17 protein-coding genes and 1 tRNA gene (1 of these 18 only partly in view) are annotated in these 20,710 nt (G+C 52.7%); 12 read left to right on the top strand and 6 right to left on the bottom strand.

What is annotated here, in order from left to right; translation table 11 throughout:
- Together SH528x_RS29215 and SH528x_RS29210 are read right to left on the bottom strand one after the other, a co-directional pair.
- Positions 1–58, bottom strand: partial view of a polysaccharide biosynthesis/export family protein gene (locus SH528x_RS29215; protein ID WP_442506966.1) — the 5' portion only. It extends 1,298 nt beyond the left edge of the window; only the first 58 of its 1,356 coding nucleotides appear in the window; it begins with the start codon at positions 56–58; its stop codon lies off the left edge, out of view.
- A gap of 83 nt (positions 59–141) precedes the next feature.
- Complete coding sequence (locus tag SH528x_RS29210) at positions 142–1,056, bottom strand: hypothetical protein (protein ID WP_442506965.1); 915 nt, start codon at positions 1,054–1,056, stop codon at positions 142–144.
- Positions 1,057–1,777: 721 nt separating this feature from the next.
- On the opposite strand from SH528x_RS29210, the gene SH528x_RS29205 reads away from it, so the two are divergent.
- From SH528x_RS29205 to SH528x_RS29165, 9 genes are all read left to right on the top strand, one after another.
- On the top strand, positions 1,778–3,328 hold the full coding sequence (locus SH528x_RS29205; protein ID WP_442506964.1) for an MraY family glycosyltransferase: 1,551 nt from the start codon (positions 1,778–1,780) through the stop codon (positions 3,326–3,328).
- 218 nt (positions 3,329–3,546) lie between these two features.
- Positions 3,547–4,104 (top strand): transcription termination/antitermination protein NusG, encoded by a 558-nt coding sequence (nusG, locus tag SH528x_RS29200; RefSeq protein ID WP_442506963.1) that lies wholly within the window; start codon positions 3,547–3,549, stop codon positions 4,102–4,104.
- Positions 4,101–5,099, top strand: a complete 999-nt coding sequence (locus SH528x_RS29195) for a GDP-mannose 4,6-dehydratase (RefSeq protein ID WP_442506962.1) — start codon at positions 4,101–4,103, stop codon at positions 5,097–5,099. Before nusG ends, SH528x_RS29195 begins: the two co-directional genes overlap by 4 nt.
- Before the next feature lie 140 nt (positions 5,100–5,239).
- The gene (locus SH528x_RS29190) at positions 5,240–6,631 is read left to right on the top strand and encodes a UDP-glucose 6-dehydrogenase (protein ID WP_442506961.1); all 1,392 of its coding nucleotides are present in this window, start codon (positions 5,240–5,242) and stop codon (positions 6,629–6,631) included.
- 100 nt (positions 6,632–6,731) lie between these two features.
- Complete coding sequence (locus SH528x_RS29185) at positions 6,732–7,610, top strand: sugar nucleotide-binding protein (protein WP_442506960.1); 879 nt, start codon at positions 6,732–6,734, stop codon at positions 7,608–7,610.
- 91 nt (positions 7,611–7,701) lie between these two features.
- Positions 7,702–8,562, top strand: coding sequence for a glucose-1-phosphate thymidylyltransferase RfbA (gene rfbA, locus SH528x_RS29180; protein WP_442506959.1), 861 nt, complete (start codon positions 7,702–7,704; stop codon positions 8,560–8,562).
- A gap of 147 nt (positions 8,563–8,709) precedes the next feature.
- Positions 8,710–9,996 carry a nucleotide sugar dehydrogenase gene (locus tag SH528x_RS29175; protein WP_442506958.1) on the top strand — a complete coding sequence of 429 codons (1,287 nt, stop codon included), beginning with the start codon at positions 8,710–8,712 and terminating at the stop codon, positions 9,994–9,996.
- A gap of 161 nt (positions 9,997–10,157) precedes the next feature.
- Complete coding sequence (locus SH528x_RS29170) at positions 10,158–11,549, top strand: sensor histidine kinase (protein ID WP_442506957.1); 1,392 nt, start codon at positions 10,158–10,160, stop codon at positions 11,547–11,549.
- A complete protein-coding gene (locus tag SH528x_RS29165) occupies positions 11,546–12,967 on the top strand; it encodes a sigma-54-dependent transcriptional regulator (protein ID WP_442506956.1) in 1,422 nt (473 codons plus the stop codon). The genes SH528x_RS29170 and SH528x_RS29165 overlap by 4 nt, the downstream gene beginning before the upstream one ends.
- Before the next feature lie 318 nt (positions 12,968–13,285).
- Here SH528x_RS29165 and SH528x_RS29160 read toward each other — a convergent pair whose 3' ends face one another.
- The 4 genes from SH528x_RS29160 to SH528x_RS29145 all read right to left on the bottom strand — a co-directional run bounded on the left by SH528x_RS29160 (position 13,286) and on the right by SH528x_RS29145 (position 17,226).
- The gene (locus SH528x_RS29160) at positions 13,286–14,848 is read right to left on the bottom strand and encodes a transposase (RefSeq protein WP_442506955.1); all 1,563 of its coding nucleotides are present in this window, start codon (positions 14,846–14,848) and stop codon (positions 13,286–13,288) included.
- Between the two features lie 246 nt (positions 14,849–15,094).
- Positions 15,095–16,342, bottom strand: coding sequence for a NupC/NupG family nucleoside CNT transporter (locus tag SH528x_RS29155; protein WP_442506954.1), 1,248 nt, complete (start codon positions 16,340–16,342; stop codon positions 15,095–15,097).
- Between the two features lie 35 nt (positions 16,343–16,377).
- A complete protein-coding gene (gene upp / locus SH528x_RS29150) occupies positions 16,378–17,013 on the bottom strand; it encodes a uracil phosphoribosyltransferase (protein WP_345325327.1) in 636 nt (211 codons plus the stop codon).
- A 126-nt stretch (positions 17,014–17,139) separates the two neighbouring features.
- Positions 17,140–17,226 (bottom strand) — tRNA-Ser (locus SH528x_RS29145).
- 129 nt (positions 17,227–17,355) lie between these two features.
- On the opposite strand from SH528x_RS29145, the gene SH528x_RS29140 reads away from it, so the two are divergent.
- The 3 genes from SH528x_RS29140 to SH528x_RS29130 are packed head-to-tail and all read left to right on the top strand — an operon-like array spanning position 17,356 to position 20,388.
- Positions 17,356–17,763, top strand: coding sequence for a GntR family transcriptional regulator (locus tag SH528x_RS29140; protein WP_442506953.1), 408 nt, complete (start codon positions 17,356–17,358; stop codon positions 17,761–17,763).
- On the top strand, positions 17,760–18,716 hold the full coding sequence (locus tag SH528x_RS29135; protein WP_442506952.1) for an ABC transporter ATP-binding protein: 957 nt from the start codon (positions 17,760–17,762) through the stop codon (positions 18,714–18,716). The genes SH528x_RS29140 and SH528x_RS29135 overlap by 4 nt, the downstream gene beginning before the upstream one ends.
- Positions 18,706–20,388: a hypothetical protein gene (locus SH528x_RS29130; protein ID WP_442506951.1), complete on the top strand. Its 1,683-nt coding sequence runs from the start codon at positions 18,706–18,708 to the stop codon at positions 20,386–20,388. The genes SH528x_RS29135 and SH528x_RS29130 overlap by 11 nt, the downstream gene beginning before the upstream one ends.
- Positions 20,389–20,710: the final 322 nt, after the last annotated feature.

The following is a 20,710-nucleotide window of genomic DNA, read 5'->3' as shown; positions in this document are numbered from 1 at the left end:
TAAAGGACCGCAGTACTCGGAGCGCCCGTTTTTTGGCTTGCAAAGGTTTCCTGTTCATCCCTGAACTCTCTAACTAAGGACAATGCTTATGCGTAATTGGGGCGCTTTCTTGGCGTCGCCAGAACTTGAAATTTTCCGTGCTTATTGAAAGCTAAACGGCAACTTACTTGGTGATGCACCTGATGCAGGTGACAAGACAGCTGAATCCGCTGCTGTCGCAGCAGGGTTCACTACGGGTTGATCAGCGAACACTTGGTTCACAATCTCATCTGCGTCCAACGCGTCTACGTCAGAGTACCTCGTTTCAGCACTATGCTTTGGCTCGAGATCTGGCACTTGGTCGGAAGATTCCGAGAAGCTGTATCCGCCATTGTTTTGCAAATGGAATACGGAGTCCTTCTCAACTGATTCACCTTCATCTCGCAGACGATCGACAGGCCCTGTGCCACCTCGCGGTGCGGTATCCAGACCACTCGATTCGGCATCCTCATCCGCATCCATGAAAGGACTTTCCAGCGGCACTGGATTCCCGTATTCGTGATCTTGGTACACAGGCTCCGCCATTGAAGGCATCGGCGCCGCTAGATCCGGAGACGGCCCACCGTAAGATGTCTGCACATTACTCCAGTGCCCAACTCCGTCTTGCTCGGCGGCTTTGACTCCCATTGGGAATCCTGCAAACCAATCATTTACAGCAAGTTGGCCGTTGGAGGACTGATACATCCATCCCCAGTACTGCGGCGGAGCAGTCGCTGGCGTGCAGCCATTGCCTCCGTTGCAAACATCCATATAGCCGGCATAAAATCCGTCTTTGAACGCGTTTGATGGATTACAGAAGTTTACCTTCTGGCAATGCCACGCCTTCGCCGCCATCGTCTTGTTGCGATGGCCGATCATAAAATCATTGAGCCCGTCGTGATTTTTTAATTGCTGGGCCGCACCACTGAACATCGAACACCCGCCCGTGCCTAGCACAACAAGTGAAAGTCCAGCTAACAGTACAGTACGAGCGAGACGGTTGATGCCTCTCGTTCGATGATTCAAACGGTTTGACATCAGTCGCTCCCCTAATTTAGTGCGTTTGAACGCTTTGGGTCTGGAAGAGCTCCGGCTCACCAAGATTGTTCCAGCCGCGACGCCACTTTGGACGCTGATTCGTGATTGCGGCAAAAATTTTGAACGAATCGCCATTTGGCCCCCCTTTGGCAGCAAAGGCATTCCGTGTTCTAGTCCTACAATTTGTGCGGGTTGTGCTAGAAAGAACACCCGCTCAACCCTATTTATCGCCGGGACGGCTGTGCGGGATTAACCAAAAATTACGAAAACACGTATTGCAGCAACTCTCACGGTTGTATGGGGAAACCGGATCATTCCAGTTTCGACCACCCAAGTGGTTAAAACGACGAGGGTTAAACGTCCAAGGATCGTGCTAAATCCTCATTTAAACAAGATTTGCCATTCGAATCGGCAATCTTATTTTTATACTGAGATCCGAAGGTTGCCCTTACGTGACATTCGCTTAAAATACCCCCGAAAGACCGCCAACAATCCACCCAAAGTAACGCCGCGGTATTACTAGGACACTGTATGTTGAACGCCGTCCTGCCCTAACGTACATTTCCTCTGCGTTACCTCTACATCTAAGTGATTCACGAATCCTTACGACGCGTTGACAAAATCGTCGTGGGAACTGCAATACCACGTTTTGACCCAAACTTAGTTTTTTCAGGCAAGCAATATGAATGGGCTGCTTCTAGCATGTCTAACGATTTCATTGGTGAGCGCACTCTTAATTGTTCCTTTGGTGCGAGCGCTTGCGATTCGCATTGGAATGATCGATAAACCTGATGGCGAACGCAAACTTCATCAGGTGCCAATTGCGTTGGGTGGCGGGGTGGCCGTATTCGCCTCTCTGTTGATTGGCTTTGTAGCCACAATCCTGATTGATCGAAATTTCTATCATTACTCGCTCGGCTACTTTAACCCTAGCTGGTATGTGCTGATTTTTGCCGCTGCCGCAGTTTTGCTAGTAGGGCTCATCGACGACCGTTGGCCACTACGTGGGCGACAAAAGCTACTGTTTCAATGCCTAATTGTCGCCAGCGTTGTGGGCAGCGGTACTGTGATCCGCCAAATCAACTTTTTGGGCTTTGAAATCGCATTAGGAAATTTGGCGTTTCCCGTCACGATGCTGTGGTTGCTAATTGCAATCAACGCCCTGAACTTAATCGATGGCGCCGACGGAATGGCCACAACGGTTGGCTGCATTGTGTGTGCCGGTCTTGGCTTTTTGAGTAGTCGATCAGGTATCAACTTGACCGCAGTTCTGTGCTTCGCACTGTCGGGATCACTGCTCGGTTTCTTGGCTTTCAATCGCCCACCAGCCACGATCTACCTTGGTGATGCTGGCAGCATGATGATCGGATTCTTCGTTGGCGTTTTGGCGATTTGGAGTAACACCAAGGAATCCACAGTACTGGCTTCCGCTCCGGTCGCGATCCTTGCGTTACCACTGTTCGATTCCACTGCTGCCATTTTGCGGCGATGGCTTACTGGACGAAGCATTTACGTTACCGACCGAGCCCACCTGCACCATTTGTTACAAGCAAAATATGGTAGTTTGGGGATGCTCGCGGTAGTAGCAGGTCTTTGCGTGATCACGACCACGCTTGCTTATGTATCCACTCACTATGCCCTTCCTTGGGTGTCCGTCATTGGAGTGATACTCGCGTTAGGTCTTTTGATTCTGACTCGCTCGTTTGGTCACGCCGAATCGAAGTTAGTAGTCACGCGAGCGTTTCATTTTTTCCACTCGTTTTCGACCTCACCCAACATTTGCGAATCGGAAAAACAGCATCGCAAGCACGCCCTTCAAGGTTCGGGATCATGGGAAACCGTTTGGGAGCCCATCGTCGAACTCGCTCAGTCTCACGATCTTGCGAGCATCAAGATTGATTTAAACCTAGCGTGGCTGCATGAGGGCTACCATGCGTCATGGCACAGCGTCCGTTTGCCCGAAAAGGCCCATCAGCTAACAATGTGTGTCCCCTTGTTCACTCGTCGAACCAAGGATGGAAGCGAGTTGGTCATCGGGCGACTTGAGCTAGTTGCGTCTGCAAAATTGCCTCAGATCTACACGCATATTGCTGGATTCATTGAGCAACTTAGCGAACTGAACCCACAAATTGACCACGTAATCGAATCACTTGAAAAAGCCTCTGAACCTGAGCCTGGAGCATTCTTCTGGCCTAAGCCTAAGAGGGTGGTGACTCATGCAGAGCAAGAAACCGAAGATTCTTCAAACACTCCGGTTCTAAGTTCACGTTAGGGTCGAGGATCGTCAAATCAGTTCTTTCGTCAGAACTGTCAAATACCGCTGCTGCTGTGAAAAGTTGGGTTGCGTTTTCCAAGCTGCGGTTGTCGCTGGCCACCAGATGGATCATCTTGCAAGTCTGTCTCCTATTTCTCATCCTGGTTATGGCCAACGTTGATTGATTGCGAAGGCGGAAAGCACATTTCCTGCGACTCCTCATTTCTAAACCATCGATGCCGATCTTACCTCAAGAACCTGACTGTTTTCCCGAGGATTTGCTGAGCCACCCCACGGCAAACTCTAGGCAATGGTGGTTGATGTACACCAAATCGCGACAGGAGAAGCAGTTAATGCGGCATCTCCTAAAGCATGAGATTTGGCATTATGGGCCACTGATTCCACAGCGAAAACGATCCCCCGCAGGGCGGATGCGGACATCTTATGTTCCACTGTTCAGCAATTATGTTTTCGTCTGTGGTGACAGTGACGAGGCTCGCTATCAAGCAATTTGCAGCGGATGTATTCAAAAAGCGGCGGAAATCACGGAAGTCGATGAATTTGTTGCCGATCTAAAGCAGATTCATGACCTAATCAACCTCGGCGTCCCAATGACGATCGAAAGTCGTCTCGAACCGGGGCAGAACGTGCGAATTCGCAGCGGTTCCTTTGCGGGATACGAAGGAACGATCCTCCGACGTGAACAGGAAACCCGTCTATTGGTTTGCGTGCGATTTATGGAGCAAGGCGTCAGTGTCAAACTGGAAGATTGCCAACTGGAGTTGATTGCATGAAGTCGGCATTAATCACTGGAATCACTGGCCAAGATGGCTCTTACTTGACGGAATGGCTACTCGGCAAGGGTTATACGGTTCACGGACTCGTGCGGCGAAGTAGCACAACCCAGCGAACTCGGCTTGATCATCTTTTTCACGATGCTTCGATATACAACCATCGCCTCTTCTTGCATTACGCGGATCTCGATGACACGACGACCATTCGGCGAATTTTAACTCGCACGGGGCCGGACGAGGTTTATCATTTAGCCGGCCAGAGTCACGTCGGTGCCAGTTTCGAAATCCCCGAAACGACTTGCCAATTCACAGCGATGGGGACGCTCAAACTGCTCGAAATTTTGCGTGACCTCGACAAACGCCCTCGATTTGTCCACATCAGTAGCAGCGAGATCTTTGGCCGTCCGCTCGAGTCGCCGCAAAATGAAATGACTGCGATGCGCCCGGTCACTCCCTATGGGGTTGCCAAGGCATTCGCGACTCAAATGGTGACACTCTATCGCGAGTCGTTTGGTTTGTTTGCTTGCAACGCGATTTGTTACAACCACGAATCACCACGACGTGGCGAATCGTTTGTCACACGCAAAATCACTCGTGCTGCAGCCGCGATTTCACTGAAACAACAAGACGAATTAGTTCTCGGTTCACTTGATACCGTTCGTGACTGGGGATATGCCCCCGACTATGTCCAAGGCATGTGGTTGATGCTTCAACAAGATGCTGCGGACGATTTCATCCTCGCCACTGGAACTCAACACACCGTCGAAAACTTTTTGGAAGCTGCATTTAACGCTGTCAATCTCGATTGGCGATCCTTTGTTCGGCAAGACAAAGCGTTTATGCGTCCGTCCGAAGTTCAGCGACTGATTGGCGATCCATCCAAAGCCTTGCATCAATTAAATTGGAAAGCACAGGTCACACTTCCTGAGCTTGCCAAACAAATGGTGGAACACGATCGGACACGTTTGTTGGCACAAGGCGATAAATGTAACTAGCCGTTCGTTCGCAAACATAGCGGCGTTACACTACAAACGTCTCAGTGAGTGCCATTCGGTCGGCGGCATCCTAACGTTCAAATTATTCACCTGCTTCTATTAATCGATCACCCATTTCCTCGCACAGCCTCTTGAATCAAATGAAGATATGTTGCATTGGCGCCGGCTATGTCGGTGGACCTACGATGGCAATGATTGCCAAACAGTGCCCTGAGATCCCGGTTCACGTTGTCGACCTGAACCAGGCACGGATTGATGCTTGGAACTCTGATGAATTGCCGGTTTATGAACCGGGGCTGGATGAAGTGGTTCGCGAAGCGCGTGGCCGCAATCTCACGTTTTCCACGAACGTCGATGAAGCAATCGCAGAAGCTGATATTATTTTTATCGCCGTTAATACGCCGACCAAACATTTTGGAGTTGGGGCTGGTCGTGCCGCGAATCTTGAATTTATCGAAAAGTGTGCCCGCCAAATTGCCAAAGTTTCGAAGGGACATAAGATTGTTGTCGAAAAATCGACACTTCCTGTACGTACCGCCGAAGCGGTCAAACGCATCCTTTCGTCGTCCAGCAACGGCGCGACTTTTGACGTACTAAGCAACCCCGAATTCCTCGCCGAAGGGACCGCAGTCGAAGACTTGCTCGATCCTGATCGTGTACTAATCGGCGGCGAATCCAAGGCGGCTGTCAAAGCATTAGCAGACGTTTACGCAAAATGGGTATCTCGCGAAAAGATCCTGACGACGAATCTATGGAGTAGCGAACTTTCCAAATTGACTGCCAATGCTTTCTTGGCTCAACGTGTTTCAAGCATCAATGCGATTTCAGCATTATGCGAAGCAACCGAAGCCGACATTGACGAAGTTTCCAAAGCGATTGGCACCGACTCGAGAATCGGTCCTAAATTTTTAAAGGCATCCGTTGGATTTGGAGGCAGCTGTTTTCAGAAAGACATTTTGAATCTTGTCTATCTGTGCGAACATTTTGGGCTTCGCGAGGTTGCAGAGTATTGGGAACAGGTCGTCATCATGAACGACTATCAAAAACGTCGTTTCGCCGAACGTATCTGCCGTACGATGTTTAACACCGTCAGCGATAAAAAGATTGCAATTTGGGGATTCGCGTTCAAAAAAGACACAAATGATACGCGTGAGAGTGCTGCCATCCATGTTTGCCGTGACTTGCTTCGCGAGCGAGCGAGATTGGTGATCTACGATCCCAAGGTATCCAAAGACGCTATCGTTGCTGAATTATTAGCGGCACTGAGCGATTTATCGGGAGCGATTTCGGACACCGATCGGGAACTTGTCGAATCAAATGTGACCATCGCTAAGAATGCCTATGATGCCGCGGAAAATGCTCACGCTATTGCCGTGCTAACCGAATGGGATGAATTCCGAAATCTCGATTTTGATCGCATTTATGCCACAATGCAAAAGCCAGCGTTCGTGTACGACGGTCGGAATATACTGGATCGGGAACAACTGACTAAAATCGGCTTTGAAATCTTTGCGATCGGCAAAACCAATTAGCAGCGGGCTGGCGTGTGCTCTTAATCCGCTTTGGCGATGACGAACCGACATGTCTTGTATGGATAGTCCCTGCTCAACAAAACTATCAGTGTAACCTAGCATGATCTTGATCCTCGGCAGTAGCGGTTACATCGGTGGCGAATTCGCAAAGCTATTTCATCAGCAGGGGATTCTCTATCGAGGCGTCTCGCGACGTGAGGTTAATTATGCCGACCGCGATTCTTTGATTCATTTGATTCGGGAAACCAGACCCGAATTCCTGATCAACGCAGCGGGATATACTGGAAAACCGAACGTCGACGCGTGCGAATTGCACAAAGCCGACTGCTTGATGGGCAATGCGGTCTTGCCCGGGATTGTTCGTGATGCATGCGAATCCGAAGGCCTAACCTGGGGGCATGTTTCGTCCGGATGTATCTATACCGGCGAACGTAACGATGGCGGTGGTTTTCGCGAAGACGACACTCCGAACTTTTCTTTTCGTACCAACAATTGCAGCTTCTATTCGGGAACAAAAGCGCTCGGCGAGGAAATCTTAGCAGATGTCGAAAACTGCTACATCTGGCGCCTAAGAATCCCATTCAATCACGAAGCCACACCGCGAAATTACCTGACCAAATTGATGCGTTACGACACGCTGCTGGAAGCAACGAATTCAATTTCCCAGTTGAACGAGTTTGTACGTGCGAGTTATCAGACATGGACCAAGCGAGTCGACACCGGGATCTACAACATCACCAATCCAGGCCGGATCACAACGCGCGAAGTCGCAGCTTTGATCAACAAGCATTTGTTACCCGATAAAAAATTCGCGTTCTTTAATGACGAAAGTGAATTCATGAAACTCGCTGCGAAAACGCCTCGTTCGAATTGTGTGATGGATAGCTCGAAGTTGCTTTCCACGGGAATCCATTTGACGCCTGTTCGTGATGCAATCGAACAAGCGTTGAAATCGTGGACTCTTGTTACCGAGGAATAAGGATGCAATGCAAACTCGATTGCAACTTCGCTAATCTTGCTTGTCTCAATCGCCTGTAACCTCGCAAATCAACAATACTGAAAGATTGACTATGAAGGGTATCATCCTAGCGGGCGGTTCTGGCACTCGCTTGCACCCTGCGACTCTCGCGGTTAGCAAACAGTTGATCCCAATCTACGACAAGCCGATGGTTTACTATCCGCTTTCGACGTTGATGCTAGCCGGGATTCGAGAAATCCTGCTGATCTCAACGCCTCATGACCTACCCGCGTTTGAGCGACTACTAGGCGACGGGAAGAGGTGGGGTATCAAACTGCAATACGCGGAACAACCCAACCCCGAGGGACTCGCTCAGGCGTTTGTGATTGGCGCCGACTTTATTGGCAGCGAACGTGTTGCATTGGTACTCGGCGACAACATCTTTTACGGTCAAGGATTCCGCAAGACATTGGCTGCGGCAGCCCAGAAACAGGTTGGGGCCACTGTGTTTGGCTACCGTGTTACCGACCCCGAGCGTTATGGCGTGGTCGAATTCGACTCGGACGGCAAGGTCATTTCGATCGAGGAAAAGCCTGAAAAACCAAAATCCAATTTTGCCATCCCTGGTCTGTACTTTTACGATAACTCGATCATCGAGATCGCTGCGAACCTAAAGCCATCGCCACGAGGCGAGCTGGAGATTACGGATGTCAATCGTATTTACTTGGAAAAAGGTGAGCTGACTGTCGAGCTGTTTTCACGTGGTTTTGCTTGGCTCGATACAGGAACGAAGGACTCGCTGCTGGACGCATGCAACTTCGTCGCCGCGGTCGAAAAACGGCAAGGATTGAAAATCGCGTGTCCCGAAGAAATCGCCTATATCAACGGTTTCATCGACCGAGAACAATTGCGGAAGTTGGCAAATCAATTCAACAATGATTACGCCCAATACCTAAATTCGGTTCCTCAATAAACTCGGCTGACGCAATGCGTGCCTAACTCCCATCGGCGATCTAATTTTGTGCGATCCAGACGGGATGGCTGATTGCAATTCGCCCCCCTCTTAATCACTATATGCTCTTCTGAAACGATTCACTTTTCTCTCACCAATGCAATAGTTATGAACGATCTTGCCATCGTCGGCCTAGGTTACGTCGGTCTACCCCTTGGACTGCAATTCGCTAAAAACGAATGCCAAGTATTAGGCTTGGACATCGACACTGCCAAAGTGGACGCGATCAACGCAGGCAAATCGTACATCCACCACATTTCGGCCGAATCGATTGCCGACCAAGTCAACGCGGGGCGGTTAAAGGCGAGCACCGACTTTGCGTTGGTCAGCGAATCGCGGGCGGTTGTGATTTGTGTGCCAAGTCCGCTCAATAAGAACCGCGAACCCGATATTTCGTACATTTTGGAAACCGGCGCTGCGATTGCTCCTTATCTAAAACCCGGCACTTTGGTCGTCCTTGAATCGACGACCTATCCTGGCACCACCGACGAAGACCTACGCAAAGTCCTTGAAGAAGGCTCTGGAATGACCGCCGGCAAAGATTTCCATCTTGCCTTTTCACCTGAGCGTGAAGACCCCGGAAACCCGGACAGCAAAGTGGCCACGATTCCCAAGGTCGTTGGTGGATTGACTCCTGCATGTTTAGAAAAAGCCATCGAACTCTATTCACGTGCCGTCCAACGCGTGGTGCCGGTTTCGAGCTGTCGCGCAGCTGAAGCCACCAAGCTGCTCGAGAATATTTTTCGCAGTATCAACATTGCCCTCGTCAACGAATTAAAAGTCGTCTACGAAGCGATGGGAATCGACGTTTGGGAAGTCATCGAAGCGGCGAAGACCAAACCGTTTGGCTACATGCCGTTTTATCCCGGCCCAGGACTCGGAGGCCACTGCATTCCAATCGATCCGTTCTATCTGACCTGGAAGGCACGCGAGTATGGGCAAGCCACTCGCTTTATCGAATTGGCGGGCGAGATCAACACCTCGATGCCAACTTACGTCGTTCACAAGGTCGCTGAAACACTGAACTCCGTTCGCAAACCGCTCAACGGTAGCAAAGTGCTGCTGGTCGGATTGTCGTACAAAGCAAACGTCGATGATGATCGCGAATCGCCTGGTTATATCCTGCTCGAGATGCTCAAAAATGCAGGTGCAGAAGTCGCATTCTACGATCCTTATATCCCCGTGATTCGCCCGAGTCGCGAGCATGCTCATTGGGCAGGCACGAAGTCGATCGAATGGGACCAAGCCACGGTGAAAAGTTTCGATTTGACGCTGATTGCAACCGCCCATGCCAACGTCGATTACCAACAACTATGTGATTGGTCACAATTGGTAATTGACACTCGCAATGCCACGCACGGCATCGTTTCGGAAACTCGAGTTGTCAAAGCCTAACTCGTCTCCTGCATCCCAATCCCCGCTCGTCGAGCGGGGATGATCCTCCGGCGACGCTGGATTCTTCGCCTCATGGGGAGAAGAATCCGCCGCCGCGTTTTCGATCGGATGTCATCGGAGTATGATTGAGCGTTTCGCCTCGATCCTCAGAGACATTCTACGTGAGCCCTCGTTTCCGCTCGCTCCGACTCCGCTTGCTGCTACCGTTGGTCGTGGTTTCCATGATTGCGGCTGTCGCAGTTGCTTGGGCCTCCTATCGCTCGGGCGATCGTCTGTCGCGTGAACAGATCGAGACACGTTACCAATCGATCGAAGCCACCCTCGTCGGCGCTCCGTTTCCGTTGACGCAATCGATCACGCAGTCACTTTCGGACCTGACGAATACCGAGCTGATCACAATCGGAAAACGAGGAAACGTAATCAATTCGTCGATCGTCGTAACCGACAACCGCTGGACGTTGCCTCCGTATTCCGCCGAACCGAGCGAATTTCAATCGGTGACAATGGGTTCGGATATTTTTCTGTATCGTATTTTTTCTCGCCAAGGTCCTGCCGCCGGTAACGATGGCGTCGACAGGATCGCCGTCCTATTCAGTTACAACGAGTTGCGGCGGGCTAAAATCCGAGCGGCAGCTTTTCCGTTGGCGACCGGCTTCTCAACTATCCTGCTCTTGTCATCCGTGACGTTCTGGATCACCCATCGATTGACCAACCGGTTGTCGTATCTGCAGCGTCAAGTGAACCAAATTGCCGAAGGGCATTTCGATACCGAAATTCCCACCGATCCGATCGATGAACTGGGACTACTCGGTGCATCTGTTCAGCGAATGTCGGATCAACTTTCGCAAATGTGGCGACAATTGACTCGCACTCAGGGCGAAAAACTCTTGCATCAACTTGCCTCGGGACTGGCCCACCAACTACGCAACAGTTTGACGGGAGCACGGATGGCAATCGAACTGCATCAACGAAGTTGCTCCGGTTCCAAAGATACAAGTCTTCAAGTCGCGATTGACCAGATCGAACAAACCGAAGACTACGTTCGTCAGCTCACGCTAGTCGCCGCAGGAAAACAGGACGAGGACCGCCCCGAACGATTGACCGATTGTATCCAACATCTGCAAAACAGCATCAATCCGATCGCCAAGCATCGCCACGTCCCTTTACAGTGGTCCTTCGCTGAGGATCTTGATAACGTCATGATTGGCGATGGTCCAAGCTACTCTGCCGCAGCGTCCAACTTGATTCTCAATGCGATCGAAGTCGGATCCGAAGTCCGCGTCCATGTAGAAAAACTGGACGAACAGGAATGCCAGATCGTGATTTTCGACAATGGTCCTGGCCCCCCAGAACATCTGGCAGACGAAATCTTTGAACCGTTTGTCACGAGCAAACCCGAAGGCCTCGGCCTCGGACTGCCGCTGGTTCGGCGGACCGCACAACGTCATGGTGGCAGCGTAAAATGGGAACGCCACGACGGATGGACTCAGTTCACGATGACCATCCACACCAGCACCATGCCTCGGTCGACTTCCGGCAATATTCCTTCATGAACGCAAAACGCACCATACTCGTCGTCGACGATGAACCCTCCATTTGCTGGGGGTTCGAACGTTTACTAAGTAGTGCCGGGCACGAAGTGCTGATCGCCTCCTCTGCCGAAGACGCCCTGGCGATCGCTCTGTCGCGTCCGCTTGATTTGATCCTGCTCGATGTTCGCTTGCCGGGTCAAGACGGCATCACCGCGTTACCAAAGTTACAAGCAGCAACGAACGGAGCCCCCGTGATCGTGATGACGGCGTTTGGCGATCTCGAAACCGCCGTCGGAGCGGTGCATGCCGGAGCTTGCGATTATTTAACCAAACCATTCCGGCTCGAAGATGCCGCGAAAGCGTGTGAGCAAGCTCTTCGTGTCGGCGGCCGGCTTCAACCGGACGAACCCGAGACAACTCCGCCCAGTGATGCTTCGTTGTTGGTGGGTAAATCGGCGGCAATGCAACAAGTATTTCGCCAGATCGCATTGGTGGCCGATAGTGATTTATCCGTTTTGATCACTGGCGAGACCGGTACTGGCAAAGAGCTAGCCGCCGCAGCCATTCATCGACACAGTCGCCGTAGCGACAAACCGTACCTGCCAATTGCTCCGGTATCGTTGAGCGAAACGGTGATTGAAAGCGAGTTATTTGGGCATGTCAAAGGTGCCTTTACCGGAGCCGATTCCAACCGACCGGGATTGTTCGAACTCGCTAGCGAAGGATCGATTTTGCTTGATGAAATCGGCGAACTTCCTCTGGCTGTCCAAGCCAAGTTGTTGCGTGTTTTGGAGCAGGGTGAATTTACCGCTGTGGGTGACATCGCCCCACGCCGATCGAATGTCCGCATCATCGCGGCTACGAATCGTGATCTTGAACAGGCCGTTCAAGAGGGCACTTTTCGTGAAGACTTGCTGTATCGACTCAGCGCCGTTTCGATTCGCTTGCCTCCGCTGCGACATCGCAGTGAAGACATTCCCATGCTGATCGAGTTTTTTTTAACGCGGCTGGGCTATCCATCGCCTAAAAATGCGACCGATCCCGCGCTGATCGATGCCTTAAAGCAGCGTTCTTGGTGGGGTAACGTTCGCGAACTTCGCAACGCGGTCGAACACGCCTCGGTGATCGCGCGAGGTCGTCCGTTACTGTTGAGCGACTTTCCAGACGAACGACAAAGCAGTAACGCCACCGCCAATGCTCCGGTGGATTCGCTGAGTACGGCGGTAGCCTCGTGGACGACCCGGGAATTATCGTCAGGCAGCGAAGAACTAACGGATCTGAACGAGCGGTTTCAATCGGCGGCGATGCCCACTCTGTTACGACTCGTGCTCCAGCATACCGAGGGCAATCGAGCTGCCGCCGCCGACATGCTGGGGATTCACCGAGGCACGCTGCGAGAATGGATCAAACGCTACCCGCCCGAAACCGAAAAGGAATGACCCAAACATCACCTCCCCTTTGGGCAGGTCAGAGTCGGCGGTAGCCGGCTCTGGGTGGGTCCTCGCGGTGTTAGAAATGGAGCGTGCAAGTCCAGTGTCACCAGCCCTCCCTGTCCGCTGTCGCGGCCGACCCTCCCAGAAAAAGAAGACTGCTGATTTAGTAGCAAAGTTGATTCGTCGAGCGGATTTGGTTTGTACCGCGAACAAATTTGAGATTTTTATCCGGTAGCCCCTCTTCGCAAGCCAGTCTCGCTGGAGACAAGCTGCAGCCGATTGACACGCGAGTTGGACTCGTTTGCGGCCCCGATCAATCTTGTTTTACCAACATCCGATCATATTGGCGCACGAAGGCCCCTTGAGGAGTTTCGTCAGACGCCGAACATTCACCATAAAGCCTGTCATTAGTTCCTGAATTTTTACTTTGGATCGTCCCCAGTACCGTGCCCTTCGACCGCATCCATGACGTACGATCTCATTGAGCTTTCGCTCGATCGCGGGATGCTCTTTTCGCACCGAACGATACTCCTCCGTGCCCACCTTAGCGCGGGCTCGTTCGTACTCCGTTTCGTACTCATTTTTGGACACTCGACGGCCACGATGAGCCGTCGGTCTGAACTCTGGATAACATTGCGATAGTAGAGAACAAGTCCGACAACCCTTGAGCGAGAAGTCGTAAAACAACGAATTAGGCTTGTCTGCTTTTCGCCATGGGGTGCCCGAGGTATGACCTGCCGGGCAGGTGACATGCTGACCATCTTCGCTTTGGAGGAACGCTGAATTGGGATAGCCTTTCCCTTCGCTGTGTTCGCTCGGCGGTGTGATCACGTCCACGGCAAGACCGTTGGGATCTTCCAGCGTTCGTAGCATCGGTCCGTTGAATCCAGCACCATCGATCGAGAGTTGCTCGATTTGATTTCCGTGAACCGCGTGCTCGCGTTGCACCAAACTGATCGCGTCGTGGGCCTCGGCACCGTTGGCCGGAAGCACTTCGATTTGCGTCACCAGTCCGCTGTCGGCGTCCATCATCACGTCGAGCATGTAACCATCATAGAACTCGCCATGTTTGCCACGCCGCGCCTCGGGATCGACCACGCTAAGGGTACGGTCGCCGCTACCAGGATTCAAACAATCCGCCGTGATTTTCTCTGCCAAACTTCGCACCGCCAACAGCCGTTGCCAAGTCGATTTCTGTTCTGGATCGGGGGCTTCGGCGGGTAACCTCTGCATCCACTGGAGCATGTCCAGCACCAAATCCAAGCGAGCTTGCAAGCGGATCTCGTCGGATTCTTTTTCAGTCTCCGCTTGGATTCGCTCCGCCTCGATGTGGTATCCAGCGGCCAACTCGGCGTCGACGGACTCGATCGCTGAGAGCATCTTTTCTCTAAGTTGCGCGAGCAGTCTTAGAGTGGTGGGTACGGCGATGTTAGCCAGGACGTGGGTGGCGTCTTTTAGCCGAAGCCGATCGCGTACCACCCCGGCGTCCCGAGCAAAGGCGATCAGTCGATCGAAAATTTCCTGAAATCCTTCCACTCCGAGACGCGCTCGAAAGCGGCAAATCGTGGAGGCGTCGGGCATTTCAAAACGGATAGGCACCTGGAGGAACCAACGAAACAGCAAATCCGTCTGAGCTCGGGCAACGACACCTCGGTCAGAGAGCCGGCAGGTATAGCGAAGAAACTCCAGCTTGAGCATATGAATGACAGGCAGAGCTGGTTGCCCCATGTTCGGAACATAATATTTTTCAAGGTCGCCGCGGAACGACTCCCAGGGGATCAACTGCAAAGCATCCAGTAACGGCGAGTCGCCCCGAATAACTCGTGCGTAAATGGCTAGGTCCTCGGCTGAAATTTCCAGCAGAAAATCACGGTCTCGTGTGATCATTCTTTGTTTCTTCTAGCACCTCACTCTTGCGTCCAAAGGGGGGGATTCAATGGGGAATTATATGCACGCCGCAAAAACGAGGGAATGACTAAATCAGCAGTCTCCGAAGGTGGTGGAGAGGTGGCAGAAAACCAGCGCAACCCAAAAATCACAGCTAGCCCAAAGTTTTAGCGCCAAAACGGCCAATTTACTGAAAGACTTCTGCCTAACTGCTTAGTCCGCCGTGATCAACGACGCTCGTTCGAGCTACAGCAGAAGTCCTGCGACCGCGCCGGTCATGCAGCAAGCAAGTAGACCACCACCCATCGCACGCAAACCAAGTCTGGCTAAATCGTCTTTTCGACTTGGCTCAAGACCGCCGATCCCGCCGACCTGGATACCGATAGCGCCAAAGTTCGAAAAGCCTGCCAACGCATAAGTCAAAATCGCTTTCGTGCGTGGGCTGATCGGACTCGCAGGAGCATCGACTCTCAATTCGCCCAGTTGCATGAAGGCAATGAATTCGTTGGCAACCGTTTTTAGACCGATAAAGCGACCTGCTGCTACCGATTCATCCAGCGGCACTCCCATGCACAATGCCAACGGAGCGAAGGCGTAACCGAGCACCGTTTCAAGTGAAACGCCCGTCAACGAAACCAAAATCGCATTTGCCAACGCAATCAGCGCCAAGAAGGCAATCAGCATCGCGCCCACGTTCAGGGCAAGTTTTAGACCGTCCGACGCCCCTTGCACGGCAGCTCCGATCACATTCACGCTCGTTTTTTCGTGGGGCAATTTGAGCGATTGGGGATCCGCTGTCGCTTCCGATTCGGGCAGCATGACTTTCGCAATCAGCAGCGCTGCCGGAGCACTCATTACCGAAGCGGTGATCAGGTGGCTGGCGTCGATTCCCATGTCAACGTACGCGCCAAGCAACCCGCCGGTGACGGTCGCGAACCCGCCGGTCATCAATGCGTTCAGTTCGCTTTTGGTCATCGTCGCCAAGTAGGGTTTGACCACCAACGGCGCTTCGGTGTGCCCGACGAATACATTCGCTGCGGACGCCAGCGTCTCCGGACCGCTTGTTCCGAGCGTTCGCTGCATCACCCAAGCCATCGCAAACACGATCCACTGCATGATGCCGATGTGATACAAAACGGACATCAATGCGGAAAAGAAAATGATCGTCGGCAAAACACCGAAGGCGAACGTTCGCAGCAGCGTGTATTTTGCCGGAATCGCATCGCTTGCCGGATCGTCGGCTCGCGGATGAATGTCAAACAGGAACGACGACCCCTCGTCCACAAAACCGAGTAGCGAGGTGACGCCCAAGCCAATCTGTTCAAACAGTGCTTGCCCCCAAGGCGTGCGAAGCACAAAAAAGCCAAGCCCTAATTGCAGCAACAAACCGCCGATTACGACTCGAACGGGAAACTGCTTGCGGTTCGCACTGAACGCCCACGCGATGCCGATAAAAAACAGTAGCCCCACCATGCAACTGAAACGTGACTGCATGATCGGCTAGGCTCCTCGGTGGCTCTCGTTGAGAGCTACCCGTTTTGTGGCGTGTCAAAAATGCGGTCGCCAGCGTCACCGAGTCCCGGAACGATAAACGATTGCTCATTCAGCTCGGGGTCAATCGCGGCGACATAAAGTTTGACGTCAGGAAAGTCTCGCTCGACACGATCGATTCCCGGTTGAGCCGCAATAATGCTCAGCACGCGAATCTCATTCACGCCCCAGCTTTTTAGCCGGCTAATGACCATTTCGACAGAACCGCCGGTGGCAAGCATCGGGTCGAGCACCAAGGCAACGCTCGGCGCACCGCGGCTAGGCAGTTTGTCGTAATAACCCACCGGTTCGGCCGTCTCTTCGTTGCGGTACAGTCCCAAGTGCCACACCGAAGCATCCGGAAGCAGATTTTGCAACGGATGAACCATTCCCAGTCCGGCTCGCAAAATGGGCACAAGACCGATCGGCATAGCGAGCTTGTGGCAGTTCGCAGCGGCGATCGGTGTTTGGATCGTCGTCGGCTGCGTGATCAAATCCTCGGTGGCGTAGACGCCAACCAACACCGCCAATCGCTCAATGGCGGTTCGGAATTCACTGCACGACGTCGATTTATCTCGCACCGTGCAAAGATGATGCTCTACCAACGGATGGTCGATTTTTGTCAGTAGACTCACGGCGATGTCGTCCTCGTTGTAGGTCCCTCAAGCAAGCGTTCAGTCCAGCCAAGAGGAGCCAGGACATCAGCAGAGATTGACCGCGATCGGTTGCGAAATTCGCAGACCGCAGGTCAATCTCCGAAGCGGATGGAGTGGGATTCGAACCCACGGTAGAGTTACCCCTACGGCAGTTTTCAAGACTGCTGCCTTCGACCACTCGGCCACCCATCCTGTGTTGGCATAGACTCTACCAAACCCCAACCGTGGACGAAACCGAGGTTTGAAGGTTCCCAGACCAGATTTTTTTAGTTGACTTCTCTGCCTCAACCTTGTATCAATGTATTAACACAAGGGTTCGTGATGCAAATCCACATTTCAAGTGACGGCGCACCGATCTATCAACAGATCGTCGACCAGATCCGTTTTCGTATCGTATCCGGGGTGATGCGCTCCGGCGACGAATTGCCAACGATTCGTGGTCTGGCCGAGAGTTTGCGAGTCAATCCGAACACCGTCGCGCGGGCCTACCGCGAACTCGAACACGAGCAGTTGGTCGAAAAACGGCGAACGACCGGGACGTTTGTCTCCGAATTGGCTCCCCGGCATACCGCCAGCCAGCGGCGCCGGATGATGACGCCCCACGTCGACAAACTGTTGACACTTTCTCGCCAACTCGGGTTCGAGTTGGATGAACTGATCACGTTGCTACAGAAACGGGATCTCCAATTCGATCGTCCAAAATCCGATCACGCCGAGGAGCCATCATGAGTCGTTCCGATTCAAATTCCCCGCTTGCCGTCAACGTCACTGGGCTGTGCCGGTCTTTCCGTGGTCGCCCGGCACTCGAAGACATCGACGTTCATATTCCGGTCGGTAGCGTTTTTGGTTTGGTAGGGCTCAATGGAGCGGGCAAAACCACGCTGATACGACATCTGATCGGAGCGTTTGTGGCTCAGCAAGGCACCGTCCGCGTGCTGGGGATGGATCCAGTGGCCGATTCGCAATCGGTGCTCCGGCGTGTCGGTTATTTGACCGAAGAAGATTCGTTGCCAACTTGGATGCGGGTCGGCGAACTGGTCGATTTTTCTCGAGCGATCTACGACACTTGGGACGACGCGTATGCGACCAAGTTGATGGACCTGTTTGGCTTGTCGCGATCCGACAAGCTGAGTTCATTGTCCAAAGGTTTGCGAGCGCGAGCAGGATTGCTGGTCGCGATCGCTTATCGACCCGAACTGCTGATCCTGGATGAACCCAGCAGCGGTTTGGATCCGTTGGCTCGCCGCGACATCCTCGAAGCGATCATCCGCACGATCAGTGAAGAGGGGCGTACAGTGCTGTTTTCGAGTCATCTGTTGGATGAAGTCGACCGCGTATGTGATTCAGTCGCGTTGATGCGAGCGAGCCGCATTGTCGAAACGACGACGGTGGATCAATTGCAAGCTCGCTACGAAGAAATTGTCTGCCGCAGCGATTCGCAAACGCCTCCTCATATTCGTGGTGTTTTCGCTTGGCAGGGAGACCAATCCGAATGGTCGGGCGTGGTCGACCGCCAATTGGTGAAGAGCGATGCACTTGTATTGCCGGCCGAAGTGAGCTTGATCACCCGCCGCGAAATCACGCTACATCGCTGGTTCGCGGCGCGGGCGGGCACCACGTCGTCCACTACGCCTGAGCTGGACGATGGCAATACGCAGGAGGTAGCTTCTCATGTCGGATAGCCTAGCGCTGGTGCGTTTGACCTGGTTGAAAAACCGCTGGATGCTCCTGTTTTTTGTCGGGGTCATCGGGATCGCCGAAAGTATGTTGCTGTGGATGTCGTACATCGGAGCGAATCTCGACGCGTTCGCGTCGGTGATCTTGTGTGTCACGTTTTTGCCCGCGATTTCCTGGGGCATTTTTGCATTGGATATTTCTCCTCTAGGAAAACTGGATTCGGGTGAAAGCGGTTATTCACACTGGCTGTTACGGATGCCGATTGCCAATTGGAAGCTTGTTTCTGTTCCTATTGCCATGAAAACCGCTTGGGTGTTCGCGGTCTGGCTCGTCCTCTCGAAAACACTGCAGTGGTTCGGAGCATCAATATGGATCTTGATTCCAGCGTTCTTGGTCGCCGCGACGGGAGTCTTGATTTCCGCCCTCGCGTGGCGTCCGTTTCGATCGGGGATATGCCGGATCTGGATGCTAGGCATTTTGGCGCCGGTTTCGTACGGATTGTGTCTAATGGCGATTGGCGGAAAAAGTGAAGCGAATCTGTCGCCATCCGCTGAGTACGGAGTGACGATCGCTGCGGCAGCCTACTTTTTAGTATCGGTAGGAATCGCCTACCGGGCGATCACGCTGGCTCGGCATCATGTTGCGGGAATGATTCCCGCGGAAGCATCTGGAGTGATTGCTTGGCTTTGGAGTCGATTGAGCTGGGATCGCACCGGAGAGAAGGTAGTATCGCATCGCAGTCGAGTCCGAGCATTGGTCTGGCACGATTTGCGACGATCGCGTGCTTACCGCTTCAATTCTATTTTGTTTATTGCCTGTCCTGCGTTGCTATTTGCCTTGTTTTGTTCCTGGTCGCCGGTGGCGCTGGCCGTCATGAGTGTGCTGTGCATGTTCTTTGTCGGAATCATTTCTGCCGCGAGCACGCTTGATCCTGACTCGCAGCGTTCGGTTTCGACCTTACCGTCGTACCTATCGATCAGCCCGCTGTCGGATGCCACGATCGCGTGGACGCGATTCACGATGTTTGCAAGCTACTTGGCTCTGTTTTTATCGCTGTCGATTGTTTTTTACGGCGTCTGTATGGCCTGGCCTGAAAACCGCGAAAATTGGTCGCGTTGGGCTGCTTGGTTGTCGTCGCATGATACGGTCACCGGCACAGCGACGTTCGTCGGATTCCGAGTGACGCTTGCGACCCTGCTTTTTATTAGCTTGCTGCTCTTGGGCACCTCGAGCGGTTACGTGTGGGTGAATATGTACGGACACCGCTGGGTGGATGTTGCCGTGGTTCTCGTCAGTGTGGCGTTATCATTCGGAGTCCTGTTCACCGCAGTTGCCTGGATTATCGCCCAGCCCGATTGGCAGACAATGACCGCGTCAATGATGTCCTTTCTGGATCGACTGCAATGGATGAGTTACGTCGCGGTACTCGTAAAACTGGTCGCAATTATCGGGACGGCCATCGTTGTCTCGCGAAGTCACGTTGCCCGCAGAGCGTCGCTGCTGCAAGTCATTGCTACATGGACGGTGATCACGCTGGCCGTAGGAACGCTTTTGTTTGGATTGATTCCCGACTCGCGATTCACGTTGCCCATCTGCCTGGCCTTTGCCGCACTCATTCTGCCATTGCCCAGCGTCCTCGTTTTGCCACTTGCTCTGAATCGAAACCGACATCGTTAAGCAGTTAGGGGAGAGTCATCTGGATGAATTCATCAAAAGGCAGATGCCTAATGGATCGGCATGGGCTGTAGCGAATCTAGGATCACTCACCAGCGAAACATCACAAACTGGTTGCGGTAACACACGCGGTGGACGACAATCTTGTTGCTAAGCAGGCCACCCAAGCGATCTCGATAATTCGACCCTTATTTTGTGAGCAGGCGGCGTTTTCCGCAGTCACGTCGCTTTTGCAAGTAACATGACCGTGGTCAACGCCGGACGGGACAGGCCTTTGTGCCCAACGAATCATCCCGACCTACCAAAATTGAAGTTTTAACCGCGT

This window comes from Novipirellula methanifontis, assembly GCF_052161655.1.
Taxonomy (GTDB): Bacteria; Planctomycetota; Planctomycetia; order Pirellulales; family Pirellulaceae; genus Novipirellula.
This window is presented reverse-complemented; position numbering and strand designations above follow the sequence as displayed.